This window comes from Brevibacillus fluminis, assembly GCF_003710825.1.
Taxonomy (GTDB): domain Bacteria; phylum Bacillota; class Bacilli; order Brevibacillales; family Brevibacillaceae; genus Brevibacillus_D; species Brevibacillus_D fluminis.
Window position 1 is genome coordinate 168115 of record NZ_RHHQ01000012.1, and the last position, 26374, is coordinate 194488.

Annotated in this window: 22 protein-coding genes and 1 pseudogene; 15 read left to right on the forward strand and 8 right to left on the reverse strand. The window is 53.4% G+C overall.

The genetic code is table 11. From position 1 onward, the window contains the following. Positions 1-321: pseudogene (gene tnpA / locus EDM56_RS15030) on the reverse strand (IS200/IS605 family transposase). 295 nt (positions 322-616) lie between these two features. Between tnpA and EDM56_RS15035 the strand changes: the two are divergent. Next, entirely contained in the window at positions 617-1891 is a 1275-nt protein-coding gene (locus EDM56_RS15035; protein ID WP_122918712.1) for an NAD(P)/FAD-dependent oxidoreductase, read from the forward strand. A gap of 67 nt (positions 1892-1958) precedes the next feature. Here the strand turns inward: EDM56_RS15035 and EDM56_RS15040 are convergent, their stop codons facing one another. Next, positions 1959-4043, reverse strand: a complete 2085-nt coding sequence (locus tag EDM56_RS15040) for a sigma-54 interaction domain-containing protein (protein WP_122918713.1) — start codon at positions 4041-4043, stop codon at positions 1959-1961. 199 nt (positions 4044-4242) lie between these two features. Between EDM56_RS15040 and EDM56_RS15045 the strand changes: the two genes are divergently transcribed. From EDM56_RS15045 to EDM56_RS15075, 7 genes are read left to right on the forward strand one after another with little or no spacing between them, the layout of a single operon-like run. Beyond that, a complete protein-coding gene (locus EDM56_RS15045) occupies positions 4243-5874 on the forward strand; it encodes a glutathione ABC transporter substrate-binding protein (protein WP_246009394.1) in 1632 nt (543 codons plus the stop codon). A gap of 12 nt (positions 5875-5886) precedes the next feature. Further along, positions 5887-6810 carry a nickel ABC transporter permease gene (gene nikB, locus EDM56_RS15050; RefSeq protein ID WP_122918714.1) on the forward strand — a complete coding sequence of 308 codons (924 nt, stop codon included), beginning with the start codon at positions 5887-5889 and terminating at the stop codon, positions 6808-6810. A gap of 13 nt (positions 6811-6823) precedes the next feature. Further along, positions 6824-8371 (forward strand): ABC transporter permease, encoded by a 1548-nt coding sequence (locus EDM56_RS15055; protein ID WP_122918715.1) that lies wholly within the window; start codon positions 6824-6826, stop codon positions 8369-8371. A gap of 13 nt (positions 8372-8384) precedes the next feature. Next, a complete protein-coding gene (locus EDM56_RS15060) occupies positions 8385-9356 on the forward strand; it encodes an ABC transporter ATP-binding protein (protein ID WP_122919185.1) in 972 nt (323 codons plus the stop codon). A 12-nt stretch (positions 9357-9368) separates the two neighbouring features. Beyond that, positions 9369-10337, forward strand: a complete 969-nt coding sequence (locus EDM56_RS15065) for an ABC transporter ATP-binding protein (protein ID WP_122918716.1) — start codon at positions 9369-9371, stop codon at positions 10335-10337. A gap of 15 nt (positions 10338-10352) precedes the next feature. Beyond that, complete coding sequence (locus EDM56_RS15070; protein ID WP_122918717.1) at positions 10353-11360, forward strand: asparaginase; 1008 nt, start codon at positions 10353-10355, stop codon at positions 11358-11360. A gap of 25 nt (positions 11361-11385) precedes the next feature. Beyond that, positions 11386-12645 carry a cyanophycinase gene (locus EDM56_RS15075; protein ID WP_183192449.1) on the forward strand — a complete coding sequence of 420 codons (1260 nt, stop codon included), beginning with the start codon at positions 11386-11388 and terminating at the stop codon, positions 12643-12645. 86 nt (positions 12646-12731) lie between these two features. Here the strand turns inward: EDM56_RS15075 and EDM56_RS15080 are convergent, their stop codons facing one another. After that, positions 12732-13211: an anthrone oxygenase family protein gene (locus EDM56_RS15080; RefSeq protein WP_246009395.1), complete on the reverse strand. Its 480-nt coding sequence runs from the start codon at positions 13209-13211 to the stop codon at positions 12732-12734. 275 nt (positions 13212-13486) lie between these two features. On the opposite strand from EDM56_RS15080, the gene EDM56_RS31495 reads away from it, so the two are divergent. The 4 genes from EDM56_RS31495 to EDM56_RS15095 all read left to right on the forward strand — a co-directional run bounded on the left by EDM56_RS31495 (position 13487) and on the right by EDM56_RS15095 (position 16157). Next, positions 13487-13633 (forward strand): hypothetical protein, encoded by a 147-nt coding sequence (locus EDM56_RS31495; RefSeq protein ID WP_183192450.1) that lies wholly within the window; start codon positions 13487-13489, stop codon positions 13631-13633. A gap of 140 nt (positions 13634-13773) precedes the next feature. Further along, the gene (locus tag EDM56_RS15085; RefSeq protein WP_122918719.1) at positions 13774-14739 is read left to right on the forward strand and encodes a metal-dependent hydrolase; all 966 of its coding nucleotides are present in this window, start codon (positions 13774-13776) and stop codon (positions 14737-14739) included. Between the two features lie 143 nt (positions 14740-14882). Next, positions 14883-15293, forward strand: a complete 411-nt coding sequence (locus EDM56_RS15090) for a cytochrome-c oxidase (RefSeq protein WP_122918720.1) — start codon at positions 14883-14885, stop codon at positions 15291-15293. Positions 15294-15542: 249 nt separating this feature from the next. Beyond that, the gene (locus EDM56_RS15095; protein WP_183192451.1) at positions 15543-16157 is read left to right on the forward strand and encodes an NUDIX hydrolase; all 615 of its coding nucleotides are present in this window, start codon (positions 15543-15545) and stop codon (positions 16155-16157) included. Positions 16158-16234: 77 nt separating this feature from the next. On the opposite strand, the gene EDM56_RS15100 is transcribed toward EDM56_RS15095, so the two are convergent. After that, entirely contained in the window at positions 16235-17206 is a 972-nt protein-coding gene (locus EDM56_RS15100; RefSeq protein WP_122918722.1) for a helix-turn-helix transcriptional regulator, read from the reverse strand. A 238-nt stretch (positions 17207-17444) separates the two neighbouring features. Here EDM56_RS15100 and modA point away from each other — a divergent pair, with 238 nt between their 5' ends. From modA to EDM56_RS15115, 3 genes are read left to right on the forward strand one after another with little or no spacing between them, the layout of a single operon-like run. Then, entirely contained in the window at positions 17445-18602 is a 1158-nt protein-coding gene (gene modA, locus EDM56_RS15105; RefSeq protein WP_122918723.1) for a molybdate ABC transporter substrate-binding protein, read from the forward strand. A gap of 37 nt (positions 18603-18639) precedes the next feature. Then, positions 18640-19335, forward strand: coding sequence for a molybdate ABC transporter permease subunit (gene modB / locus EDM56_RS15110; protein ID WP_122918724.1), 696 nt, complete (start codon positions 18640-18642; stop codon positions 19333-19335). Positions 19336-19351: 16 nt separating this feature from the next. Continuing rightward, complete coding sequence (locus EDM56_RS15115) at positions 19352-20029, forward strand: ATP-binding cassette domain-containing protein (RefSeq protein WP_122918725.1); 678 nt, start codon at positions 19352-19354, stop codon at positions 20027-20029. A gap of 25 nt (positions 20030-20054) precedes the next feature. Here EDM56_RS15115 and EDM56_RS15120 read toward each other — a convergent pair whose 3' ends face one another. The 4 genes from EDM56_RS15120 to EDM56_RS15135 form a co-directional block, all read right to left on the reverse strand. Continuing rightward, positions 20055-21368, reverse strand: coding sequence for a DUF4129 domain-containing protein (locus EDM56_RS15120; protein WP_122918726.1), 1314 nt, complete (start codon positions 21366-21368; stop codon positions 20055-20057). Further along, on the reverse strand, positions 21358-22581 hold the full coding sequence (locus EDM56_RS15125; RefSeq protein WP_122918727.1) for a DUF58 domain-containing protein: 1224 nt from the start codon (positions 22579-22581) through the stop codon (positions 21358-21360). Before EDM56_RS15125 ends, EDM56_RS15120 begins: the two co-directional genes overlap by 11 nt. After that, positions 22582-23523 (reverse strand): AAA family ATPase, encoded by a 942-nt coding sequence (locus EDM56_RS15130; RefSeq protein WP_122918728.1) that lies wholly within the window; start codon positions 23521-23523, stop codon positions 22582-22584. A 133-nt stretch (positions 23524-23656) separates the two neighbouring features. Beyond that, positions 23657-26230 (reverse strand): winged helix-turn-helix domain-containing protein, encoded by a 2574-nt coding sequence (locus tag EDM56_RS15135; RefSeq protein ID WP_183192452.1) that lies wholly within the window; start codon positions 26228-26230, stop codon positions 23657-23659. Positions 26231-26374 lie beyond the last annotated feature (144 nt).

Sequence of the window (26374 nt, forward strand, 5' to 3'; positions counted from 1 at the left end):
TCAATCACTCTTTTCTTTTTGTGACTCAATGTATTTCTTACTCACATCCAGTTGAACAGTTCCAACTGTGGCAACAAAGTAGAGTTTGTCCATAGCGAAGGGAGCCTGCTTTTTAGATGCCGAAATTCCATCCGCAACACTCTCGTTGTATAGCCCTTCAAATGTTTGGCAACTCTGAGAATTCCGAATTGCGGAGCGCATTTGATGAGCATATGAACGTGATCAGGCATGATTTCCATTTCAACAATAATTGGGACAAAAGACAACGTGATAGTTACATTCAAATACGATGTTGTGGTTACTTTCTACTGATCTACTCAAAACCATCACCTCTGGTTAATGATACCACTTTACGTTAGAAAAACTATCTTATTTAACGAAAACAAATAAAACGCTATTTTGTTTGCCCTTGGCACCCCATATTGAGGATGCAGAGCAAAGTGCAGTAAAACCCCATTGCTAAAGCAAGGGGTTTTACTGCACGAATGATAAAAATTCTACCGATCAAATGGGGAATCGTGCGCCAAAAACTGGGGCAGTAGAAGCAGTTTATTTGTTTTGTAACGATGCTCTCCTATAGTAAGATAGAAAAAAAACTAGCTGGAGGAATTTTAACATGCACGGGTTATCGTTATGGTCGGCTACTGCAAATGCCCACCGCGAGCGCGCTTCCCTTCAAGGAAACAAGGAAGCAGACGTGGTCATCGTCGGAGCGGGCTACACGGGGCTTTCTACCGCCTACCACGCGTCACAGCTTGGGTTGAAGGTCATTGTTGTGGAGCAGAACGAAGCGGGATGGGGAGCAAGCGGGCGCAATGCTGGCATGATTTTGCCAGGCTACAAAGATTACATAAAGACACTTGCCGCGAAGCACGGGCTGGAAACAGCGAAGGATATGTTTTCCCTTTCACTCGATGCGATCGCACTGGTCAAAAAAATGGTGAGCGACAATCAAATTGCGTGCGATCTCGCGCAGACCGGCCATCTGATCGCGGCCACAAAGCCGAAGCATATGGACAGTCTGCGAGAGGAACAGGAATTTTTGCAAAAGCAGTTCCACTACCGCACAGAGATGGTGACGACTGAGGAGATGCGCCGCGAGCTGGACTCGCCGCTTTTTGCCCATGGCGGGCTGGTTGACGAGCACAGCTGCTCGTTTCACCCGCTCAATTACGCATTGGGCTTGGCCGATGCTACTGAGGCGCTCGGCGGAGTTATTTATGAGCGTTCGCGGGTGATTGCCATCGACAGAACGCCGGGGAAGGTCATTGTCAGGACGGCGGAAGGGGCGGTCACCGCCAAAGAACTCGTCATCGCCACCAACGGCTACACCGACGACTTGGTGAAAAAGCTGACCCGCTCGGTATACCCGATCGCAAGCTACATGGTCGCGACTGAGCCGCTCGCACCCGATCTCGCAGCGCAGCTGGTCCCGCGCAACCGGATGGTATTCGACACGAAAAACTTCATTTACTACTTCCGCCTGACCCCTGACGGCAGGCTGGTGTTCGGCGGGAAGGATCAATTTACCGGCGAGGAAACAGCACAAACGTACGAAGAGGTGCGCGATGATCTAATCAAAGTGTTTCCGCAGCTCAAGGAAACTCGCATCGACTATAAGTGGGGCGGCTTGCTCGGCGTCACCTACGACATGCTGCCGTACATCGGTCAATTGGAGGATGGCACCCATTTTTCCATCGGCTGTGCCGGTCACGGAGCGGCGATCACCACCATGCTGGGCAAGATCATCGCGCAAAATATTGCGGGTGAAAGCCGGATTAAAAAAGGGCTGGAAACAGTCCCGCTGAAGCAAATTCCGTTTCATGGGCAGCGGGCTTTCGTGCTGAGCGTACTGGAAGTATACTACAAGCTGTTGGACATCATTGCATAATAGTAGAATCGTTTTTTCGAACAAGCAGGGCTAACGCGAGGAGATGCGCGATAGCCCTTTTCACTTGCTATGTCGTCCCTTCCAACGCTCGCAAGTAATCCAGTCCGCTTCGCGTCAGCTTGATCCCGCCTCGCCCGCGATTAGTCACGACGTAGGCCTGCTGCTCTAATGTATCCAGTCGCCTGCGAATCTGCTGCTCGGTGAGGGGCTTTTTCCATAGTCCGCTTTTTTCAGATAGTGTCTTGCGGCCGATCGATACCCCTTGTTGATTGGCGAGGTGGATGGCTTCGAGCATAAACCGATGCTCCTCCTGATCCGACGGGATTTCCAGAGGGGATGCCGCCGTTGCCTGGGTGCCCGTATCAAGGAGGATAGGCTCGCGAACCGGCTGCTGTTCAGGCGATTTGCGCTGGAAAAAGCTTTCGCTTGGAATATCGTCCGCGGTAATCACCTGGCCGTTGCACACCGCGAGCATGTAATCGATCGTATTTTTCAGCTCACGGACATTGCCGTACCATTGATACCCAAGCAGATGCTCCATGACCTCGGGCATGATCGCGATGCTGCTTCTGCCGCTTTGCATGAGGAAGTGCTCGATCAGCGCAGGGATGTCTTCCTTGCGGTTGCGCAATTCGGGCAGATGGATGTAGAGAATTTTAAGCCGATGGTACAAATCCTCGCGAAACGTCCCTTGCTCGATCATCCGGATCAAGTTTTTGTTGGTCGCGGCGATGACGCGGACATCGATCGGGATGATTTTGTTACCGCCAATCCGCATCAACTCTTTTTCTTGCAGGACGCGCAAGAGGCGTGCCTGCAGCTTGAGGCTTGTATCGCCGATTTCATCGAGAAAAATCGTTCCCCCGTTGGCTTGTTCGAACAAGCCGATTTTGCCGCCTTTTTTCGCTCCGGTAAATGCCCCTTCCTCATAGCCGAACAGCTCGCTTTCCACCAGATCGTCCGGTAATGCACTGAAATTGACCGCGAGAAAAGGGCCTGACTCCCGCAGCGATGCATTGTGGATCGCGCTGGCGTACAGCTCCTTGCCTGTCCCGCTTTCGCCCTCGATCAGCACCGTCAGATTGGTCTTGGCGATTTTGCTAGCGATCTCTTTCGTTTTCACGACGCGTTCGCTGTTGCCGCGAATGTCTTGAAAGGTGTATTTGGCGATGTAGCCTTTGCGGATCAGCTCACGGCGGAACGACTTTTCCAGCTCGATCGTTTCATGCGCATTTTTGAACGTGGCAACGATCGATTCCTCCGTGCTGACGTGGAAGCGGTGGACGATCACATCAGCCTGAAACAGCGTGAACCAGCGGCTCTCTTCCTCCGAGTCATTGAGCACGAACGAAACGAGCTCGTGATTGCGGAATACGTCTGACAAATGGCGGCCCACCGTCTTGGTGGTATTCAACCCGAGCATGGCGATGAGATTTTCGTTGAACACCGTAATGATCCCGCTGGGGGTGACGGCGAGAATGCCGTCGTTGACCCCGTCGAGCACTTGCTTCAAATGCTTGTTGAGCTGATCGGACTGGCGAGTGGTATGGGAGAGCTTCTTGCTCAGGTCGATGATCTTACGGATGTACTTTTCCGAAACGATGTCGCCTTTCTTTTCCAACAGATTCAGATGCTGCAGGATCGTGATGACGGTGATGAGGTCGATCAGCCGCGGGCCGATGTTGACGACTTTCTTCACGAAGGCGGGGACGAGGCTGACTTCGCCGGGGGTGATCGCGATCTCGATGTCTGGGACGTGTTTTTTGCCCGGGTAGAACGGGATGTAATCGATGTGGTTGATCCCAAGCTGCAGCAGCGTCTCCACAGACTCATACACGGTTTCGGGGGCGTCGTTGACGTACAGTACCTGTGTGTTATCAGGTAAAAACAATAGCTTGTCGATGTTTTGGAAATTGACCGTCCGTTTTGCGACGACGACCTTGCAGCCCTCTCCGATGTAGGGAGCGGCTTCATCGACGATCGCGGAGGAGGAGAGGATGATCAGCTTGTCCGTAAACACGTGGGGGATTGTCTCTTCTAGCGAAAAGTCATGGATGTGAACGAAATCGCCGATGACCTCGGTCAATTGCTCAACCAGCGTCTTTCTGGTTTCCTTTGTCCCGGTGATCAGAATTAGTTCTTTGGCATACATGTCGCCGTTCCCTCCAGTATGGCCTTTATTGGTTCGAATTGGTTCTATTAAATAACATCCAATATCATCCATTATAGCGAATGTCGGGCAAAAAAGTATCGTCAATAGACGAAAAATTACGAATTGTCCCTATGGCACGCAGGTTGCAAATTAGGCAACGCAAGAGGGGCATTCATTTTTTATATTGGAGGGGTTTTTATTGGCACGTAAACGCAATGGCTTGAAAGCAGGAGTTAGTGTCGTTCTCGCGGCAGGTATGCTGGCGGCTTGTTCACAGGCGCCGGCGACGACTACACAGAGTCCACCGGCAAGCACACCTGCACCGGAGACACCGGCACCAACTGCACCGGCGCAAGAGAAAAAAGAAGAAGCCAAGCCGGTTACGCTGGCGGTCGAAGCGGAGCCAATCTCGCTTGATCCGCAAAACGTGACAGACGGGAACTCGATTACCGTGCAGCGGCCGATGTATGAAGGGCTGTTTGCTTTCGATGACAAGATGCAGCCTGTACCGGTTCTCGCTACCGGCTATGAATTTAGCCAGGATGCGACATCGGTCACGTTTACGCTGCGTGAAGGGGTCACGTTCCATGACGGTTCTCCCTTTAACGCGGATGTTGTGAAAGCGAATCTCGATTTTGTTCGCGACGAGAAGAACGGGTTGGCGCGGCGCAGCTTTTTCTCCTTCATCAAAGAGGTAGTCGTCAAAGACCCGACGCATGTGACCGTTGTGGCCACTGCGCCGAACTCTGCGATGCTGTCCTATTTGGCCCATCCGTCAGCTTCCTTCAAATCGCTCGAATCGATCAAAAAGAAGCAGGCAGACGCCAGCTACAATCTCGATCGCAATCCGGTCGGTACAGGCCCATACAAATTCGTCGAGTGGAAGGACAACCAATACGTCAAATATGAGCCGAATCCAAACTACTGGAATAAAGAAAAGCTCCCGAAACTCGCCAACATCATCTACAAGCCGGTGACGGAAGCGAGCACGCGCATCAACATGCTGAAAGCGGGCGAAACCGATATCATCACCAAGCTGCCGACGCAAGCGGCTAAAGAGATTTCGCAGGATAGCAATTACAACGTCTTCACGGCGCCATCGTTGAATGTGTACTACGTGGGTCTTAACCTCAAGGAGAAAAAATATCAGGACAAAAAAGTGCGTCAAGCATTGAACTACGCGATCAACAAGGATGAACTGATCGCCTCGGTGGTGGACGGCTATGCAAAGGTGGCCGATTCTGCGATTGCGCCGGGAACTTTCGGCTACAGCCAGCAAAAAGTGTACGAGTACAATCCAGACTTAGCTAAAAAGATGCTGGCGGAGGGCGGGTTTAAAGATGGCTTCACCGCAACTCTCTGGACGCGCAATACGAGCGAATTCATCGCTATCGCTGAAAACGTAGCGATTCAGCTCGGCAAGGTGGGCATCAAGGCGAAAGTTCAGGCTTATGAGAGCGGCACGTTGTTCGACATGCTCGACCATAACAAAGGTACTGACATGTGGATCGGCCGCTGGTCGCCGGGAACCGGGGAAGTGGATTACGGGATCCGCCCGAACTTCCATACGAAGAGCTTTGCGCCTGACAACAACAACTCCGGCTTCTACAGCAACAAGGAGGTCGACACGCTGCTCGATGAAGCGCTCGCGACTGCGAATAAAGAAGAGTCTTTGAAAAAGTACGCGGATGTACAAAAGATCATCTACGACGATGCGCCATGGGTGTTCCTGCACGTACCGGACAACGTCGTCGCCAAGGCAAAGGACGTCAACGATGTAAACGTGCTGCCGAGCGATACGGTGATCGTGAATAATGCCGTGAAGAACTAGAGGTGAATAGGCGTGCTTTCTTTCATCATCAGGCGAACAGCCGCAATTGTCCCCATGTTAATCATCGTTTCCATCATTGCATTTTTGTTTGTTCACCTGACGCCGGGCGATCCGATCCGCATCATGTACGGGAACGAAATCGACGCTGCCACCTACCAGATGCTCAAGCAGAAGGAGGGGTTCAACGATCCCTTGTACCAGCAATACGCCCGCTATGTCGGCAAAATCATCACACAAGGTGATTTCGGCATCTCGTACCGGACCAAGGCGAACGTATCCGATGAGATTGTACGCCGATTCGGCTATACCTTGATTTTAACGCTGGCAAGCATGGTGTGGGCGATCGTGATCGGGCTCATCGTCGGCGTGGTTTCAGCGACGAAGCGCAATTCCATCTGGGACCGCCTCGGCATGGTATCCGCGATCACGGCGCTCAGCGTGCCGGAGTTTTGGTTTGGTTTGATGCTGATGCAAATCTTTGCCGTGCAGCTCGGCTGGTTTCCGACGAGCGGCAGCGGCGGCATCCGCCACTTAATCCTTCCTTCCCTGACGTTGGGGCTAGGCGTAGCGGCGATCGTAGCTCGCTTTACCCGCTCCAGCATTCTGGAGGTGCTGCGCGAAGACTTTGTGCGGACAGCGCGGGCGAAGGGACAGAAGGAATGGGTGATCGTCATGACACACGTTCTGCGCAGCGCGCTGATCCCGGTCGTTACCATGACGGGTCTGCAATTCGGCTTTTTGCTCGGCGGTGCCGTCGTCGTGGAGCAAGTATTTGCCTGGCCGGGACTCGGTTCCTATCTGATCGATTCGATTCTGACGCGGGATTATCCGGTGATTCAAGCGCTGATCTTGTTGTTCTCGGTGCAATTTTTGGTCGTGAACCTGCTGGTCGACATCAGCTACGGATTGTTGAATCCGCAAATTCGTTACGAATAAAAAGGAGACCATTATGCCAACTACAACCAAATCACCCTCTCCTTTTCAAGCGTTTGTCCGGAAATTCCGCAAGCAGAAAGTGGCGGTGGTCTGCTTTGGCTTCACGCTGGTGATCGTGGGCGTAAGTATCGCGGCTCCTTGGATCGCCCCCTTTGACCCGTATCGGCCCGTCACGGATCAGTATGCGGAAAAAGGTGTCCAAGTAACGCAATTGACCAGTGCCAGTTTGGATGTACGAGCGCTGTACAGCGATGGAAGCGAGCAGCCGGCAAGCGGATTAAACCCGCTATCGTTCGATAGTGACGACAAGCTGATCGCTTCTGCGCGAAAAACGGAAGCGGGCGTAAGCATCAATGCGAGCGGCCAGGGCACGACAACAATTCGGGTGCAGAGCGGGGATGTAGCGTCTCGCTTTCAGGTGAATGTCTCTGGGGAAGGGCACGCTGAGCCCGCTCTGTCTCAATTGATCGCCGAGCTGCCGCAGCTGCGTACAGGGCAGACGGCAAAGATCGAGCTGAAAGCGTTGCTCACCGATGGCAGCCAAGTCGTAGGTGCATCCGAGATCGCCATGCTCGCGCAAAAAAACCAAGCGGTCGAGGCGATGAAGCCTGTTGAAAGCAACGGCTTTAACACCACCTCGACCACGCAGGCGAAGACAGGGCTTACGTTTGAGGCGCTTGCGCCGGGCATCGTAACGATTGGAGAGGACGGGACAGTGACTGCGGTCAGCCAAGGCGAGACTGCGGTGAAAGTGGCGCTAAACGGGGTTTCCACGCTCGTTCCGATCGCCGTCAACCAGCCGCTCTCCCACCCGGTGCTGACTCGACTGGAGCCGGAATCGCTGCAGATCGAACTGATCAATGCCTACAAGCATCAGCCGCCGTCCATCCTGCATTGGTTCGGGACGGATCACCAAAACCGCGACATTTTCAGCCGGGTGCTGATTGGGACGCGTGAGACGCTTTTGATCGGTTTCATTTCCGTTGCCATCGGTGCTGTCATCGGAACGATTCTCGGACTGATGGCAGGTTATTACGGCAGATGGGTGGATGCGCTCATCACCCGCTTCACGGATGTGCTCTTGGCTTTCCCCGGCATCTTGCTCGCGATCGCGGTAATCGCGCTGCTTGGTCCTGGCATTACCAACATTATCTTTGCGGTTGCCGTCTTTACCGTTCCAATCTTTATCCGCATTGTGCGCGGGAGCACGCTTTCGCTCAAGCAGATGATGTATGTGGAAGCAGCGCGTTCGATCGGCGTCAAAGATCATGTCATTCTCGCCCGCCACATTTTTCCGGGGACACTTTCGGTCGTCATGGTGTATCTGACCATGCGCATGGGGACGGCCATACTCATAGGGGCAGCACTCAGCTTTCTCGGCCTGGGCGGCGATATTACAGCGCCGGAATGGGGCGCTATGCTGAGTGCGGCAAAGGACAACAGCCGGAACATATTCCACCCCACCTTTTTTCCGGGGCTTGCGATCGTGCTGACCGTCCTCTCTTTCAATCTGCTCGGGGATGGGCTGCGGGATGCGCTCGATCCGAAAGTAAAGGAATAGGCGGTGTGTAATGATGCAGGAACGACTTTTGGAAGTGAACGGGTTGACGGTCAATTTTCGCAACGATAATCGAGAAATCACCGTTGTTCACAATATTTCTTTTCATATCAACCAAGGTGAGACTGTCGGCGTGGTCGGGGAATCAGGATGCGGAAAAAGCATCACCTCGCTATCCATCATGCAGCTTGTACCCACGCCGCCAGGGCGGATCGCAAGCGGCGAGATCCGCTACAAAGGAACGAATCTCCTGTCTTTGAAAAGTAAGGAGATGAATCAGATTCGCGGCAACGAGATTTCGATGATCTTTCAGGAGCCGATGACCTCGCTCACGCCGGTGTTTACGATTGGCAGGCAGCTCGATGAAGTCATCCGGCTTCATACCAAGGCATCGAAAAAGGAGGCAAAAGAACGGTCGATCGACATGCTCAAGCTGGTCGGCATTTCGCGGGCGGAGCAGATTTATGCCAGCTATCCGCACGAGCTGTCCGGTGGTATGCGGCAGAGAGTCATGATCGCCATTGGCCTTGCCTGCAATCCCAATCTGCTGATCGCAGACGAGCCGACGACCGCGCTCGATGTGACGATTCAGGCGCAAATCCTCGATCTGATGCGCGAGCTGAAGGAAAAGACCGGATCCTCGATTTTGTTCATCACGCACGACCTCGGAGTGGTGGCGGAGATGTGTGATCGGGTGATCGTGATGTATGCCGGTGAAATCGTGGAAGAGGCAGATGTCGATACGATTTTTAACGATCCGCGGCATCCATATACCCGCGGGCTGCTGGCTTCCATCCCCAAAATCGAGGAAAAGAAGCGGCACCTCTACTCGATTCCAGGGCAAGTCCCGCCGGTAGGCTCGATCACCCAAGGGTGCCGGTTCCGCGAACGCTGCGACAGTGCCATCGATCGCTGTGTGACGGACAATCCGGCGCTCGTTGCAGTTGCCGCCAATCATGCATGCCGCTGCTGGCTGCAAGCCGACTAAGGAGTGAACCTGATGACAGAAGCGTTGCTGGAAGCCAAAAACGTACGAGTCCACTTCCCAATCCGAAAAGGGATCTTGCAACGGACGACCGGTTACGTGAAAGCGGTGGACGACATCTCCTTTTCCATCCAGACAGGAGAGACATTCGGCTTGGTAGGGGAATCAGGCTGCGGGAAATCGACCACGGGACGGGCGATCTTGCAGCTGATCAAGCCGACCGCCGGACAAGTGCTGTTCGACGGGGAGGATCTGGCGCCTCTCGCTGCCGAACAACTGCGCCTAAAGCGGAAAGATATGCAGATGGTGTTTCAGGACCCATACGCCTCGCTAAATCCGCGCTTTACCATCGAGCAAATTTTGGAGGAACCGTTAAAGGCACACGAGGAGCGTGACGACGCGGAGTGGAAGCGGCGCATCGCTGACATGATGGACGTATGCGGCTTGAACAAAAGCTATTTGAAGCGGTATGCGCATGAGTTTTCCGGCGGGCAGCGCCAACGAATCTGCATCGCGCGCGCACTGATTCTCCGGCCCAGGCTGATCGTCGCCGATGAACCGGTATCCGCGCTGGATGTTTCCATCCAATCGCAAATCCTCAATCTCATGCAGGACTTGCAGGAGGAATTCCGGCTCACCTATCTGTTCATTTCGCACGATCTGGCGGTCGTCCACCATCTTTGCAATCGGTTGGGCGTGATGTATTTAGGGCGGATGGCGGAGATGGGGGCAGCCGAAAAGCTGTACGCCAACCCGCTCCATCCCTATACGAAGACGCTGCTGTCGGCCATCCCGATCTCCAATCCGCGGATGAACAAGGAGCGCATCCTGCTGCAAGGCGAAGTGCCGTCCCCGATCGATCCGCCGAAAGGGTGCGCATTTGTGACGAGATGTCCGAAGGCGAAAGAAATCTGCAAGACAGAGAGACCGGAGCTGCTGCCGGTGGAGGATGACCATCTGGTAGCGTGTCATCTCTTTGCATAAGGAGAGGAATGTGGAATGGTAGAAACATTGGTAGTCGTCAAACGCGGTAATCAGATCGAGAGCAGACATTCCGGAAGCATTGCAGTCGTCGATTATGAAGGAAATCAGCTGTATGCGGTAGGCGATGTAGGGCGCGTGACATTGACGCGCTCCGTCTTGAAGCCAATTCAGGCCATCCCGGTCATCCAGTCGGGAGCCGCTGACCGCTTTCTGTTTACCGATAAAGAAATATCCATTTGCTGCGGCTCTCACAATGGCGAGCAGCAGCATACGAAAGTGGTCGAGTCCATGCTGTTCCGCCTCGGGCTCACGGAGGAAAATCTCCAGTGCGGCGTACATGCGCCTTACAGCCAGGCAAGCTATGGGGAGTTGCTGCGCCAAGGTGTGGAGCCGACACCGATTCATAACAATTGTTCCGGCAAGCATGCGGGGATGCTGGCATTAGCCCTACAACTGCAAAGCGACATCAGTACTTATCACCATCTGGAGCACCCGGTGCAGCGCAAAATCGAGGAGGCACTTCTCGCACTGTCCGGACTGAAGGGAGACGAGCTGGTCACGGAAATCGACGGCTGTGGCGTGCCAACGTTCGGGCTGCCGCTGCACAACCTAGCCCATGTGTATGCCCAGCTGGCCCATCCGGAAAAGCTCGATTCCCTCTCGTTGCGCACGACGGTGAAACGGATCGTCTCTTCCATGATGGCGTATCCGGAGATGGTGAGCGGTACCGACGAATTTTGTACCGATGTCATGCGCGCGCTGCCAGGAAAGGTGCTGGCCAAGGGCGGGGCAGAGGGCGTTTATTGCATGGGGCTGCCGGAAAAAGGAATCGGCATCGCGATCAAGATCGATGACGGGGCTTTTCGCGCGGCGTATCCTGCTGCGATGGAAGTGTTGAAGCAGCTAGGTGTGCTGGACGCAAAGGAGGAGGAGGCGCTGCTGAACTATCGCAAACCGCCGATCACCAACCGCCGCAAAGAAATGGTGGGGGTAATCGAACCTGTTTTCGCGTTGAACGAATAACCAATCGAAAAAGGAGTGCATGGGTATGAAAAAGTTTGGCAAAAAAGTGCAGTCGTTTTTGTTGGCAGGGGTTATGCTTGTGGCATCACTCGGATTCGGAGGTAGCGTTTGGGCGGAGGAGCCAGCTGCTTCGCAGGATGAAGCAGCGCAGGACGCTCTCGCGGCGAAAGCGAAAGGAAGCCTCGTCATCATTGGCGGGGCTCAGCAGCGGGACAATGCTGCGATTCACGAAAAGATGATCGAGCTGGCAGGCGGCAAGGACAAGGCAATTATCGGCATCTTCCCAACGGCGAGCGGCTCGATGTCGTCGTCGAAAGAAATGAAGGAAGATTTCGAATATTACGGGGTGCCTGCCGACCATGTCAAAATCATCGACATCACCAAGGACAATTATCAAGACAAGGTGAACAACGATGACATCGTAGCTCAGATCGCCGAGACAAACGCGCTCTTTTTCGTAGGCGGTGACCAGGCGCGGATCACCAAAGCGTTTTACAATCCGGACGGCAGCAACACCAAGGCGCTGGATGCTGTCTGGGATGTGTACAACAAAGGCGGCATGATCGCCGGAACGTCCGCAGGCGCCGCGATCATGTCCAAAACGATGATTGCCAACACCGATTCGCTCGGCGCGCTTTTGAACGGCGTAACCTATGATGACACGAAGCCTGGACTGTGGGTCACCAAAGGACTCGGCTTCTTCAACGGAGGCATCGTTGACCAGCATTTCAGCAAACGCGGTCGTCTGGGTCGACTGGTCGTCGCCCTAGTTGCCGAGAAGCAAAAATACGGCTTTGGTATCGATGAAAACTCTGCGATGGTAGTCACCGGCAACACGATCGAGGTCATCGGCGCAAGCGGCTTGTTCATCGTGGATGCATCCAAGGCGTCCGTTTCCAAAAGCGGTGTGTACAAAGGAATCGACGTATCGTATATCGAGAAAGGCGACAAGTACAATTACGTGAGCAAACGCTTTACACTCGCCAAGGAAAAAGTAGCGATTGAGCCGGGGAAAGAATACTATGAGGGCAATACGCTCAACACGAGCGTGTTCGGGCTCGATGCCGCTAAAGTCATGCTGCTCGACGATCTGATGGACAACACGGCAAAAGAATCGGTCGGCGTCGCATTCGGCTTGGAAAACAATGGCGCTGGCGTCAAGGTCGTCTTCAGCAAAAATAAGAATACAAAAGGCTACTATGACGAAACCGAGTATGCGTCATCTGCCCTGCATGTGGATATGACGATTACGCCGATCGAAGTGACGATCAAGGAGAAGAAATAGGGAGCGCAACTCACGCTAAAAACCGTTCAGGACATGCGAAGGGTGCATGTCTGGACGGTTTTTTCTTTCACCTCGGAAGACACTGATCATTGGCGCAGCGCGACGATGTAAGCAGCTAGGGCTGCGAGTGAGGCAATCGTCCGCACATGGTTCCATGCTACCCAATCGGATAGGTAACAAGTCCACAGCGCGGCTCCCTCGGGGCTTGTGGGGGAGGCGGCGGCCAATGCGTCATTAAGCGGCACATTGCATGCAACCGTCACCAGAAAAGCGCCAACTACATACAGCACGCCTCCTGCGAGGAGATAGATTGCACCCGGCGTCCCCCATTTGAAACAGGCGATCACCCCCAACACGAGGCTCAACAGCGCTGTCACCATAAACACGAATAGAAACAAAGTGGTCACTATGGTGCTATTGATCGATTGCATGGCTGCGATGCCCTGCGCGGCAGGGAGGCGGGAGAGTGCGGTCATCACGAATGTGGAGAAGGCGAAAAAGACGCCAGCCATCAATCCACAGCCGAGTGCGGAGGCAAACGTCAGTCCGGAAAGCAGGCTATTCACTGCGCCAGCCCTCCCCGACACCAGCTGCGGCGGTAGTTTTCATCACAAGTGCAATCTGCTCATTCATGCGATCCTCTCCCATCAAATATTTTTTTACTGGCAAGCAAGCAGAAGTTTATATTTATTTCCTTAATTTGTAAAGTGTTGTTTTCTCTTGTCCATGAAGGACGCTTCATCAAAACTCAACATCACTATACATTGGCTTCATGCCGCGCTAACATTCCCGTAGTAAGATGAACAGCGTAGAGATGAACAAATGAGCGGGAGGATTCCAAATGCTGACCAAATTCCTTCGGTGGATGCTGTCCGAAACAGAAGACGTACACGTTGAGCGGAAACTGTATGTACAAAATGAAATCAACCAATTCGTGCCGAGCAATCCAGGTATGGCAATGGGGGCCAACCTGCTGTATCGGTCTTGAGCAAAAGCCGCAGCAGGCGAACGAAAAGCCGTCCGATAAATGTAGGGGATACATTTGCGGGCGGCTTTTGTTCATTAAACCAAACAGGGAGATGCGTGAAATCGCGTGTTTTCACTACACAGCTTGGGGGGAACGGGAAGATGGATACGGGAAGTCATCTTTTGCTGGGAATGTCGCTTGCGGGACTGGCGTATGCAGATCCTGTGGTGGCGCTTCATCCTGAGATCGCGCATGCCGTCATAATCGGTACGGTGATCGGTTCGGTCGCGCCTGATTTTGACACGTTGGTTCGATTGCGCGGATACGCCTTTTATATCCGCCACCACCGTGGGATCAGCCATTCCATTCCGGCGTTGTTCTTGTGGCCAGCCGTTATTTCAGGTTCAATCATTTTATGTAGTGAGCTTTCACATGGCTGGTTTTCCTTGTTTCTCTGGACGTTAGCGGCTGTTGTACTGCATGTTGGACTGGATATGTGTAACACGTACGGCGTGCAATCACTTCGACCTTTTTCCAAAGCATGGGTGCACCTCGACATTTTGAGCATTTTCGAGCCGTTCCTGTTCTTTTTGCATCTTGCAGGCATTGTGGCCTGGTGGCTGCATGTAGGCATTGCGCCGGGCGTGCTGTTCGGCTGGATTTATGTCATAAGCGGCTTGTACATTGTGATACGGGTGAGGCAGCACCGTGCGTTGATTCGGCTGATCAAAGCGCACAGCAATAAGAAGGGCCAGTGCCATGTCTTTCCACAGCTGAGTTGGTTCCGCTGGCAGTATTTGCTGGAAGGTGAGCAGGCGTTTTATACCGGCATAATCGAACGTGGACGCATCATGAGCGGTGAGGTATTTTCCAAGCAGGAGAAAAACGACGTCATTCAGGCGACGGTTGGGACAGACGGGGTTCGCGCATTTCTGGCGTTTGCGCAGCGTGTCCACGTCACGTGCTTGGAATTGCAGGACGGGTATCATGTACGGTGGAGCGATGTGCGCTTCTGGCATGGACAAAAGCTACCGTTTGGTGTAGATGTCCGGCTGGACCGGGAGCTGAATGTCATCAGCTGCTCGCTCGGCTGGCGCAAAAAGGTGTGGGAGCCGCCGTTCGTGTAAGTGCGCTACCCCGGCTACGCCGCCAGTAGGAGCCAACCCTCCGGAAATATCATGCGGCATTCAACCTGACGATGGATATACTTTCTTGTCGAATCTCGTATACTTTGAATAGTTCGACATTCTTCATAATGGAGGGTAGGACAATGAAAGGTATCATTTGGCTGCGTATTGCGGTCGTCTACTTCGTTATCGGGGTCGTTTTTGGAATGGGGATCGGTATCGCCCAGCTGTTCCAGCTTGCCACCGTTCACGCGCACATCAACCTGCTCGGCTGGGTATCGCTCGCACTCGCTGGCATCATTTACTGTCTATTCCCGCAAGCGGGCGTCGGCAAGTTGGGGAAATGGCATTTTTGGCTGCACAACATCGGCTTGCCGCTGATGGTCATCGGCTTGTATCTGGAGATCATGCAGCTCTCGACGCTGCCCTTGATCCAGATCGGCGGGATCGTGGCCATTATCGGGATCATTTTGTTTTTGATCAACGTTTTTGTCAACGTGAAGGAAAGCACGTTCGTTTTTGGGAAATCGGGGAGCAATAAGTTTTCGTCTTGAAAATGCCAGCAAGGCAAAAAGATGGCAGCATGGGCCGGATTGGACGGTTCCCGCTGCCATCTTTTTGTACAGATAAGAATTTATAAAATTCTTATCCAGTATAAGTTCAACCGCTGCTCCGCCAAAAGCTTGTCGTAGCCAGGTTTTCTAATGCATGAAAGGGAATGCTTGCTTTTAGGCCGAGGAAGATTGTACCATCACGGTAACGCAGGCGAGGAAGAGATCACGAAATGGGAGAGGGAAAGCCGGATGGAGCAACTCACAATCTACAACGAAAACATGGAAAAAATCGGCGTCATGGAGCGTGAACAGGTGCACAAGGAGGGCTGGTGGCATGAGACCTTTCACTGCTGGTTCGTCAAAATCGTGGCGGGGGAGCTGTACCTGTACGTCCAGAAGCGCCAGGCGGGCAAAGATACCTTTCCCGAAAAATTCGACATCACTGCAGCAGGTCATTTGCGCGCGCACGAATCGCCGGAGGACGGGCAGCGCGAGGTCGCGGAGGAGCTGGGCATCGAGGTCGATTTTGCCCAGTTTGTGCCGCTTGGCATCTTTGCGGATGAAGGTGCCTTTCAAGAGCTGATCGACCGGGAGTTTTGCCATGTCTACGCCTATCGAAGCGAGCATGCGCTATCCGACTTCCACCTGCAGCTCGAGGAAGTATCCGGAATGTACCTCATCAAGCTCCAAGATATGATCGACCTGTTCGCAGGAAAAATCGAGAATCTCCAGGCAAACGGCTTTGAAGCGACCGCCACAGAGCGGACCGATTTAACCGTTACATTGACAGTGACTGACTTTGTCCCGCATCAGACGCATTATTATCAAGGCGTATTCGGTAAAATCATCGAGGTTTTCGCGTAACTGCCGACCGGCTTGCAACGGAAAAAGGAACGGAAGCTTGGCGATGCTTGCCAGCTCCGTTCCTTTTTGATTCCGGTTCAATCCGTCTCATACAAAACCATTCCCATTCGTGAAATGTCATAGCCACCGAGCCCATGCACTTCCTTCTGGAACGCCTCCGAACGCAAAATCGTAAGCACGGTTTGAATCAGCTGCTGGTTTTCCGCCGTTTTCAGCAAAACGAGATCATAGCTTTCCTGGATGAGCGGGACAAAATCGATGCCGGCAAGCCGCGCTGCTTTTTCGATGCCGACCCCCACGTCCGCCTGACCGCTCGCGATCACGCTGGCGACGCCAAGATGGCTGGTCTCCTCAAAACCATAACCGATAAGCTGGTGCCTCGGAATTTGGTGAATCCGCAGCTGCTCATCAAGTAAAACGCGTGCGCCAGAGCCTTTTTCCCGATTGACCAGCTTGAGTCCAGGCCGCTGCAAGTCAGTCCAGGTCTGCAGCTGGAACGGATTGCCCTTTTGCACATACAGTCCTGCCCAGCGCGTCATGACATGAACGACCAGATACGACTCGCTGAGCAACATTTTGCGGATGTAAGGCAGATTGTACTCATTCGCATCCGCGTCCAGCAAATGAGTGCTGACCACATCGGACTCGCCTCTGAACATCGAGATCAGACTGTTCAGGCTTCCGGTATGGGTGCGGAGCGGACGGATGCCGATCTGTTGCTTTTCGATGTGTGCGGCAAGCAGATCGAGGCAAATATCCTGCCCGCTGATGATGATGGGGCGGGGTGCGGAGGTTTTGGCTGCGGAATTGCCAGGTACGTGTGCAGTCGCTTGCGCTGCGGGCAAGACGGCAGCAGGCGATTTGACCGCTACGTGCTCGCCTTTGGAACGGAGCTTGTATGCCTCTAGATCGGCTGCGTCCACACGCATTTGCCGACCGACGCGATAGGCGGGCAGCTCCCCTTTTTTGATCAGATCATAGACGGTCAATTTGGAGACGCGTAATAATTGGGCAATCTCCTCCGTTGTATAGGAAATCTCATTCGACAAGTTGCTTCCTCCCCGTGACATCGACACAGAACGATTCTGCTCATTTCTTTTCATTATAAACCTTTTGTATCAGTCGCTCCATGCTGTGAAGAAAGCATTCGTTAATATAAATAGATATATTTAGTTATAATTAGTTTTGAGAAAATGTGTATTTCAAGAAATAAAATATGGCTAATTATCTTTAGATATATATAATTGTAAATAGAATGCAACGAAAGTAGCGAAGGAGTGAAAGAAGTTGAGTAAGCAACGCAAGTCTGTTCTTTTTCTGTTCCTGTTTTGCCTGAGCCTGCTCACGGCGCAGGTTTTGCCTGCTTCAGCGGTTGTGGCACAAGCGGCTGCGGCAATCAATGTAAAAGTGGATGGACATCATCTATCGGTCAGCCAGCCGCCTGTCATCAAAAATGGCAGAATGCTGGTACCGATGCGCGATATTTTTGAAGCGTTGGGTGCCCGTGTGACGTGGAACGGAGCGAATAAGACGGCAACTGCCGTACAAGGCTCCACCACGATTGTGTTGACAATCGGGCAAAAAACCGCGAAAGTCAACCAGTCGAGCAAAGCGCTTGACGAAGCGGCGCAAATTATCAGTGGCAAAACGATGGTGCCGGTTCGCTTTGTCAGCGAAACATTCGGTGCAAAAGTGATTTGGAACGAGCATGCCCGTACCGTGGCAGTCGTCACGCCGAAGCTTGCGAACCAAAAAGCGGATTTGACTATTTCGGCTGCTGCGAGTCTGACCGATGCCTTGAATGAACTGAAGACCTCATTTAACGCGGATTATCCGAACTATCATCTGACCTTCACATTTGGCAGCTCTGGTAAGTTGGCCACGCAGATTCAGCAAGGGGCGCCTGCGGATGTGTTTCTGTCCGCTAGCAAAAAAGATATGGATACATTGGAAGCAAGTAAGCTGATCACAACGTCGACACGCGTCAATTTCGCAGAAAACCGCCTTGTGCTGATTGCGCCGAAAGATACCAAGCTGCCTGTGGCCGGCTTTGACAAGATCAACCCGGATGCCATCAAGCAAATGGCAATCGGCAACCCGGACAGCGTGCCTGCTGGTCGCTATGCCAAAGAAACGCTGATGAATGTAGGGCTGTGGGACAAGCTGCAAAGCAAAATCGTGTTTGCCAGCGATGTTCGCCAGGTGTTAACCTATGTAGAGTCGGGGAATGTTGATTTGGGCGCGGTTTATACGTCCGATGCACTTTCCACGGATAAAGTCAAAATCTTGGCGATCGCTGACACGAAATGGCACAGCCCGATCGTCTATCCGGGCGCGGTCGTCAATACGTCCAAATTCGCTTCTGAAGCGGACGTTTTCCTTGATTACTTGAACAGCGAAAAAGCGATGCTGATCCTCTCGAAGCATGGCTTCTATGTAAAATAAGCAAGTAGTAGCGGTTGAATTGAGAAAGGTGGCTATCATGACGGATATCGACTATACACCCTTGTATTTGTCTTTAAAAGTCGCCGGGATAGCCACCTCCATTGTTTTTATCAGTGGAGTTTTGCTGGCCCGGCTGCTCGCGCGCAAGGAGTTTGTGGGAAAAAGCGCGCTGGAATCGTTTTTTTTATTGCCGCTGGTCCTACCTCCGACCGTCGTCGGGTTCGGCCTGTTGATGTTGTTCGGCAAAACCGGAATCTTGGGAAAGTGGCTGCTCATGCATTATGACGTGCAGATCGTTTTTACTTGGGTGGGGGCGGTCATCGCTTCTGTGGTCGTTTCGTTCCCGATGATGTACCAGAGCGCGCTCGCTGCATTCCAGACGGTGGACAAGCATTTGGAAATCGCCGCGCGCACGATGGGCGCTTCCGAGTGGCGCGTGTTTTGGACGGTTTCCTTTCCGCTGGCGTGGCCGGGGGTTTTGGCTGGCTTGGTGCTCGCCTTCGCCCGTGCGCTGGGTGAGTTCGGTGCGACGATGATGCTGGCGGGCTACATCCCCGGCAAAACGGACACGATTCCGATCGCCATCTATTTCGCGGTGGAAAACGGGGAGATGGACAAGGCCTACTTTTGGGTTGTAATCATCGTTGCGCTCGGATTCAGCACCATCATGTGGCTCAATTGGTGGACCAAACGCAACCTCAGACGTTACGCACATGAAAGCAAACAAACATAGATTGGGAGAGAAACGCATGCTTTCTGTTCATATAGAAAAAAAGCTGGCCCATTTCCAGCTGGACGTCCAGTTTGCGGTCGGGAATGAACGGATCGTCCTGTTCGGCCCTTCAGGATCGGGGAAAACGACGATTCTCAACGCACTCGCAGGCATCATTCACCCCGATGCTGGCGGGATTTCGCTGAACGATACCGTCTTCTATGAAGCGAAAAAGCGCCCTCTTTCGATTCAGAAGCGTCGCATCGGGTATTTGTTCCAAGATTTCGCGCTGTTTCCTCACATGAAGGTCGAAGCGAACATTTTATACGGCGTCAAGCAAAAAGGGATGACAAGCCAATCTCCCCTCATCCAGCAGCTATTGTCTGTGATGAAGATCGGACATTTGCTGGAGAAATATCCTACGCAAATTTCCGGTGGTGAAAAGCAACGGGTGGCTTTGGCGAGAGCGCTTGCCACCGAGCCGCATCTGCTGCTGCTCGACGAGCCATTTTCCGCGCTTGATAAAGAGACAAAGGCACAATGCCATGAAATAGTAATCGAGCTGCACCAGACGTGGAGCATTCCAGTGATTTTGGTGACGCATGACCTGGAGGAAGCACAAAAGCTCGGAGACCGGATTCTGTTTATGGAAAAGGGTAAGATCGTGCGGCAGGAAGTGAATACGGGGCAAAAAGAGCGATTGCATTCCACGTAGGAAGCAATCGCTCTTTTTGTCGTGTTCAGTGTGGTGCTCCATTATTTTCGTTCCCGACGAGCGTCGCCAGCTCCGCCACATCAGTCTCCATACGGGCGATTTCATCCTCAGCCAATTGCTGTCCGCCATAACGGTAGCTCTCGTACGCGCGCGTGATGCGTTCGGCAAGGGGAGTGAGGGGACTGCTTATATATGTGGAGCGGATACGCTGCAAAAACTCGCGGCTTGTCTCCTCCAGATGGATCAACATGCCCCGCTTGCTCATCTGCTGCAAAAATTGATAGTAAGCGAACCTCACGCGGTCGTTTTGCGGCACATGCCATTTCTGCAAGTTCTCATGCGTTTTTTCTTCGGTAATAACGGAAGGGGCGAGCTTTTCCACAGTCTGTGCAGGTGGTGTGATCGGCTGCGCGGGCTGATCCACACGCTTGTTCTTTGTGTAATGCCTCCAGACCATCCGCCCCAAAACGAACAGAATCAGAAGGGCGACAAGTGCGATGAGATACGGCTCCAGCCGCGAAAACAAGTCTTGCTGAACAGGCGGAGGTGGCGCGTATTCCTGCTGCGAGTCGCCACTTTGCTCAAGAAATTTGTTCAATGCCGTATTGTTGCTGGCCTTACCTTTCAGCGCTGCGATCAGCGAATCGAGCCACAGCAAGAGCGGCATGAAGACCACTTTGAGCAGGCTAAAGACGGGCCCTTTGATCCATGTGAAGCTGTAGGCGAGCGCGTAGTAGAGGAGGCTTGCGGCCGCCAAAAAGACGGTGATGATCCCGATCGTGAGCCCTGCTTGCTGTCCTGCAAACACGCCGATTTTTCCACCGGAGAGTGCGGACGAGCCCGTGTCGCGCGTCAAAAACTCCAGGTAGCACATGATCAGAAACCAGATCGTCGAAAACGAGATCGCGAGCATGAGATCGGCTAGCGAAAACGCTCCTGTCATTGCCAGCCAAATCATGAGGCAGACGTAGGCGAACATGACAAGCGTGAATCGCTTGGTCAATTCGGGCAAGGTGATGCCTTCCGCTGCGCGTGCATGCAGGCGCCAATAGTATACGGCAGCACCGATCAGGGCGAGAATCACCGAATCTGCATACACATAGCCCAAAAGCGCGACGAGCAAGACCGTTAGCGACAGCAGGATCAGGCCGAGAAAGCCGCGGCTGCTTTTTTGGTAAAAGAACGAACCAGCGGAAAACAGCACGCTGATGGTGAGAAACAACCCGATCGCGCTCTTACCCGAAAAAGCCAGGTATGGCGTGATGAACAGCAGCAGCGCAATGATTTGCGCTTCAAACGTGAGCGCCAGTGAGCTGCGCAGAACGGTGTTATCGTTCATGGACGGCTGCACGCTCCTCTCGGCTAACACTAGACGCTCTCAAGCCGGAATGCCACTGTAGCTGAAGCGGGCGGAAAAACGGCGTGTCTGCGGAAGCGTCAAGCAGCGTCACTTCATGCCCACGCTTCATCAGTCGCTCTGCCATTCGGCTTGTCTCCGCGTCAAAGCGAGAAGAAACAAGGAGAATGGAGAGCTTGTGCGTACTTGCTTCCAGGCGGCGGAAAACAGTGGACAGCGATGTGGGCACAAAATGGTTCATTTTCGCCAGCTGTGTCAGGATGTGCACGTATTGCGCTTTTCCTCCACCCTCTGCCAGGTGAAACAGCTCGCGCCCGCGCTGCCTCACATTCAAGTAAAGCGAATGCGGCGTCTTTTCTCGGCGGAAGCGGGCAGCAGCAGACGCGATGGCCGAAATCGTCCGCTCGTTTTCCAGATCGTTGAAACGCTGCAGCCTCGGTTCGTACATCGGCAGCATATGGCCGATGATCACCCATTTTTGTGAGGACGTATATTCGTAGAGCCGCGTTTGCAGCTGGGCTGTCTTGGCGGTCGCCTTCCAGTCGATCGTTTTTTGCCGATCGCCGGGCAGATAGTGGCGGACACCGCGGATGAAAGCAGGGTCGTCCTGCATGCGCTGCATCGACAAACGTTTGCCCAACGGTTCAAGCGCTCCTTTTTGGTACGGGGGCAATGCAGTGATCTCGGGATAGACCAAAAGCGAGTAGGATGTTTTGCCGGTGTGTACGCAAGGTTCGGTCGCAAATGGGCTCATCAGCTCCATCGCCATATCCGTCAGCCAAAGCACACCACGCTTCCGAGGAATCAGCGTCAGCTCACGTATGACCTGTGAACGGGGTGGGACGTGCATAAATACCTGGATCTGCAGCTGTTTGCTCGCCTCCAGGCAAACATCCGCGCCTTCAACCTCTACGGTCATCGGGAGCGTAAAGCTGAGCTTGGTCGCCGGAAGCGGGAGTATTGAACGGTTTTGCACCGCGATGCGCATGGACGTTGGCGTATGTGGCATCACCCGCGATTGCGGACTGCTGCAGGTGATTGTGACAAAACGGGAAATCCGCTTTTGCCACCAGCGATGCGCAACCAAAAGAAACAGGAAGAAACACCCGAGCGCGAAGAAAAACCAGTAATGCGTAAGCAGCGCGACAAACAGGAAAATGCCGCCGATCAGTTGAAACGAATCCCGTGTCGTCATTTATTGAACGCCCGTTTCCACAGGTGCTGGCACGCTTTGCAGCAGCTCCTGCACGACATCTCGCTCCGTCTGCAACAGCTCTGCTTCCATCGTCAAACGGATGCGGTGGGTGAAAAGCGGGGGTACAGCCAGCTTGACATCATCTGGCAGGACAAAGCTTCTGCCATCGATGTACGCAATCGCCTGGGAAGCGCGGACCAAGGCAAGCATGGCGCGGGGGCTGATGCCGACCTCGATCGATGAATGGGTGCGGCTCGCCTCCGTCAAATCGATGATGTAGTTTTCGACGGCCTCGCTCACATGAACGCGGCGCACTTCTTTTTGCATCTGAATAATGTCTTGCGCGCCAAGCACTGGCTGGACGTCGTCCAGCGGTGAATCGGTGCGGAAGCGGCGCATGATGGCAAGTGAATCGGTCCGCGTCCCATAGCCCAAGGAAAGTCGGAACAAAAAGCGGTCCAGCTGTGCTTCAGGCAGCGGGTACGTGCCTTCCGATTCGATCGGGTTTTGGGTGGCGATGACAAAAAAAGCCTCAGGCAGCGGCAGGCTGACGCCTTCGATGGTAGCTTGGCGTTCTTCCATGCATTCCAGGAGACCGGACTGCGTCCGGGGCGTTGCCCGGTTGATCTCATCGGCAAGCAGCACATCGGCAAAGACCGGACCGCGGCGCAGCTCGAAATTGCCTGTTTTCGGGTTGAAAAAATGCAGTCCCACCACGTCGGACGGCAGCAGATCAGACGTGAACTGCAGCCGCTGGAAGGCGCCGCCGATCGACTGGGCCAGCGTCCTAGCCAGCACCGTTTTGCCCATCCCCGGCAGATCCTCCAACAGGACATGTCCGCGCGCAAGCAAGCCTGCGATCAGCAGACGAACTTCCGTTTCTTTTCCTACGATGACACTATTGATCGAATGCAAGAGCTGTTGAACCTTTTCAGCGTGCATTTGGTTCCTCCTTATAGGAAGCTTTTTACGTGGAAATCCCATCTATTCTCTCATTATTTTCAAAACATTTCCATAAAGTATGGAAAATTCAGCATGATCAATCAATAAATTTTTATAAAGAAAGAGTCGCCATTCACTTCAAGAGTGAAAGCTCCTGGGCCTTCAGCAAAGCCTGCGTGCGCGATGAAACGCCTAACTTGCCATAGATTCGGTTCAAATAAATTTTGACCGTCCCGACTGATAAGGAGAGTTGCTCGGCCATCACCTTGTTCGTGGCGCCTTGTCCGATCAGGTCGAGCAGGGCCAGCTCTTTTTGGGTGAGAGGAGACAGCGGGAACGGCAATTCTTTTGTACCTGACTCGCCAAGCTGGGTCAGCATGTTCACATAATCACGGCTGACTGTGTTCCAGGCTTGTGTTTTGCGATAAGCGACAAGCAGCTGATGCATTGGTTCGCCTTCATCCACAAAACTACGAATATAGCCATTCGACTCCGCTAGCAATAGCGCTTCATGCAAGAAGCCGATGGCATCTGTTTGGTTGTCGTCCTGATATTCGAGAAGCGACTGCAGTAGTGTAATCTCGCATTGGCTAACCAAGCAGTTTTCCCGTTTGGCGAGCGGTTTCAACGCGGTGAGCAGCTCGCGCGCCTGCTCGTATTCGTTTTTCGCCATATACAAGCGCACAAGCGTCAGCAATTCCAGCTCTTTGGCCAACGTCGCCTGCATGCCAATCGACTGCCTTAGCGGTTCGGCGCGGCTCCATGCTCGCTCCACATCGCCCATGAGCAGGTCCAAACGGGTATGGAAGGCGAGCAGCGGCCGCTGCCAGTGTGGCTCACCCCATTTTTGGACGGTTTGGATCGCTTCGTCGATAACGTAACGGGCCAGCTGTCTTTCGGCATTGGCCCAATGATGGCGTGCGCGAGTAAGGCAGTTGGGGATGTACAGCCCTGCCACTTGCTTGTCCCAGGCGATTCGCTGGACCTTGTCGAGCAGCGCACGGCTGTCAGCCAAGCGATTCCATTCGTAATACCCTTCCGCCAGCGCCTGGTTCACGTACATGTTCATCAAGGAATCGCGCCAGCCGTGGGATTCGAGAATCTCGCTGAACCTGAGCCCAATGGCTTCCGTATGTTCATTGAGGATTCCTTTGAGCCCGAATGCGGTACGGCGGATGAACGGCTCTGTCGTATTGTAGTTGAACTGGTAGAAGACGGGGCTTTCCGGCAATCTTTCATAAAATTGCTCTGCCTGCGCAAACCAGCGGGGAAAATCGCCGGTCGCAAACACCAAATTGGCCCTGACGAAAAAGACACCGCCGAGAAACTGGCGCTGCTCTTCTGAGGGTGGCCAGGCTCTACACGCCGCTTCGAGCCGGTCGATCTCCGCCGCGGCCCGCACTGTCTCGCCGGCCACAACGAGGATGAACGCAAACAGCAGTGAAAGCAGGGGGGACAGCATCTCGGCAGGTGCGGGAATGCTGTCAAACCAGCGGATGAGCGTGGCGAATTCCCCTCGCGCAAGAACCGCTACGATATGCGTCTCTATCAGCTGCGCGGCTTGTTCATATTGTTTTGCACGAATGGCGTGATCGATCGCCTCATCCAGCAAGCCCATGTCGGCAAAAGCCCGACTGGCAAGCTGATGGAGATGGAGCCAGTTTTGCGGCTCTTTTTTCTGGAGCTCGGCGCGCAAAAAATCCGAGAACAAATGATGGTACCGGAACCAGCGCCCGGCATGATCGAGCGGGATCAGGAACAGATGCTGCTTCTGCAGGCGTGCCAGCATGGCATCGCTGTCGCTGCGCTGGCGGATGGCGTCGCAGATGGCCGCATCCATCCGCTGCAAGATCGAGGTGTGCAGCAAAAACTCCTGCATGTCCGCAGGAAGCCGGAACAAGACCTCTTCAAGCAAAAAGTCAGCCACATTTTGGGGAGAGCCGGATAACTCCTCGATGAAACGATCGCAATCTAGTTGATTTTGCAGAGAGAGGGCAACGAGCTGCATGCCGGCCACCCAGCCTTCCGTAAAGGCGGAGAGCTTGCCGAGCTGCTCAGTTGAGAGGGAAAGATGCGCGATCTCGCGGTAAAACATCGCTGCCTCTTTTTCAGTAAAGAGAAGCGATTGGCTGGTGATCTCGGTTACGCCGCCGCGAACGTGCCATTTGGCAACGGTAAAAGGAAGCGAGGAACGGCTCGTGATCGTGAGATGGACGTGACGGGGCAAGTAATCGACCAGGTAGGCGAGGCTATCGTGAATCGGGACATGATCGATCGTATGGTAATCATCGAGAATGATCGCCATTTCTTTGTTGTATTCATACAGCTCGTTGATCAGGGCGTCTACAATCGTATAGATCGACGTTTGCGGGTACGATTGCATGAGCGGCCCGATTGCGGCTGAAAGCCCGGGCATGCAGGTGGACGTGAGCCCATAGATCAAATAGCGCCAAAAACGCATGAGGTCATTGTCCTTGTCATCGAGCGAGATCCAGATGATCGGAAACGACGCATTGTCGGCCCATTGGCTGAGTAGCGTCGTCTTGCCGAAACCTGCCGGGGCGCAAATAGTTGTCAAACGTGTGCGGCGTCCTTTATCGAGCAAGTTCGCAAGATGATTACGCAAAACGAGCTTGTCGTGCTGCACGGGAAGAGTGATTTTAGTTCTCAACATGACGGAATCGCCAAGGTCTGTTGGTTTCTGCATAAGTCCTCCTTGCCCGCCAATAGCGGCAATTCTATTATATCGTTTTTTTGCTAGTGAGAAGATGCTAGGAACGGCGAAACTACACTGCTGGACCATGACAAAAAAGCTCGCCTCAAAGCAGGCGAGCAAATGGTATTTCATTCG

Bases quoted from the DNA above. Each gene is read 5' to 3' on its own strand.
- EDM56_RS15075 (WP_183192449.1), top strand. From the start codon at position 11,386: ATGAAAAAGTTTGGCAAAAAAGTGCAGTCGTTTTTGTTGGCAGGGGTT.
- EDM56_RS15085 (WP_122918719.1), top strand. From the start codon at position 13,774: ATGGATACGGGAAGTCATCTTTTGCTGGGAATGTCGCTTGCGGGACTG.
- EDM56_RS31495 (WP_183192450.1), top strand. From the start codon at position 13,487: ATGCTGACCAAATTCCTTCGGTGGATGCTGTCCGAAACAGAAGACGTA.
- EDM56_RS15125 (WP_122918727.1), bottom strand. From the start codon at position 22,581: ATGACGACACGGGATTCGTTTCAACTGATCGGCGGCATTTTCCTGTTT.
- EDM56_RS15065 (WP_122918716.1), top strand. From the start codon at position 9,369: ATGACAGAAGCGTTGCTGGAAGCCAAAAACGTACGAGTCCACTTCCCA.
- EDM56_RS15040 (WP_122918713.1), bottom strand. From the start codon at position 4,043: ATGTATGCCAAAGAACTAATTCTGATCACCGGGACAAAGGAAACCAGA.
- EDM56_RS15055 (WP_122918715.1), top strand. From the start codon at position 6,824: ATGCCAACTACAACCAAATCACCCTCTCCTTTTCAAGCGTTTGTCCGG.
- EDM56_RS15090 (WP_122918720.1), top strand. From the start codon at position 14,883: ATGAAAGGTATCATTTGGCTGCGTATTGCGGTCGTCTACTTCGTTATC.
- EDM56_RS15130 (WP_122918728.1), bottom strand. From the start codon at position 23,523: ATGCACGCTGAAAAGGTTCAACAGCTCTTGCATTCGATCAATAGTGTC.
- EDM56_RS15095 (WP_183192451.1), top strand. From the start codon at position 15,543: ATGGAGCAACTCACAATCTACAACGAAAACATGGAAAAAATCGGCGTC.
- EDM56_RS15060 (WP_122919185.1), top strand. From the start codon at position 8,385: ATGCAGGAACGACTTTTGGAAGTGAACGGGTTGACGGTCAATTTTCGC.
- EDM56_RS15115 (WP_122918725.1), top strand. From the start codon at position 19,352: ATGCTTTCTGTTCATATAGAAAAAAAGCTGGCCCATTTCCAGCTGGAC.
- EDM56_RS15120 (WP_122918726.1), bottom strand. From the start codon at position 21,368: ATGAACGATAACACCGTTCTGCGCAGCTCACTGGCGCTCACGTTTGAA.
- EDM56_RS15070 (WP_122918717.1), top strand. From the start codon at position 10,353: ATGGTAGAAACATTGGTAGTCGTCAAACGCGGTAATCAGATCGAGAGC.
- EDM56_RS15035 (WP_122918712.1), top strand. From the start codon at position 617: ATGCACGGGTTATCGTTATGGTCGGCTACTGCAAATGCCCACCGCGAG.
- modB (WP_122918724.1), top strand. From the start codon at position 18,640: ATGACGGATATCGACTATACACCCTTGTATTTGTCTTTAAAAGTCGCC.
- EDM56_RS15135 (WP_183192452.1), bottom strand. From the start codon at position 26,230: ATGCAGAAACCAACAGACCTTGGCGATTCCGTCATGTTGAGAACTAAA.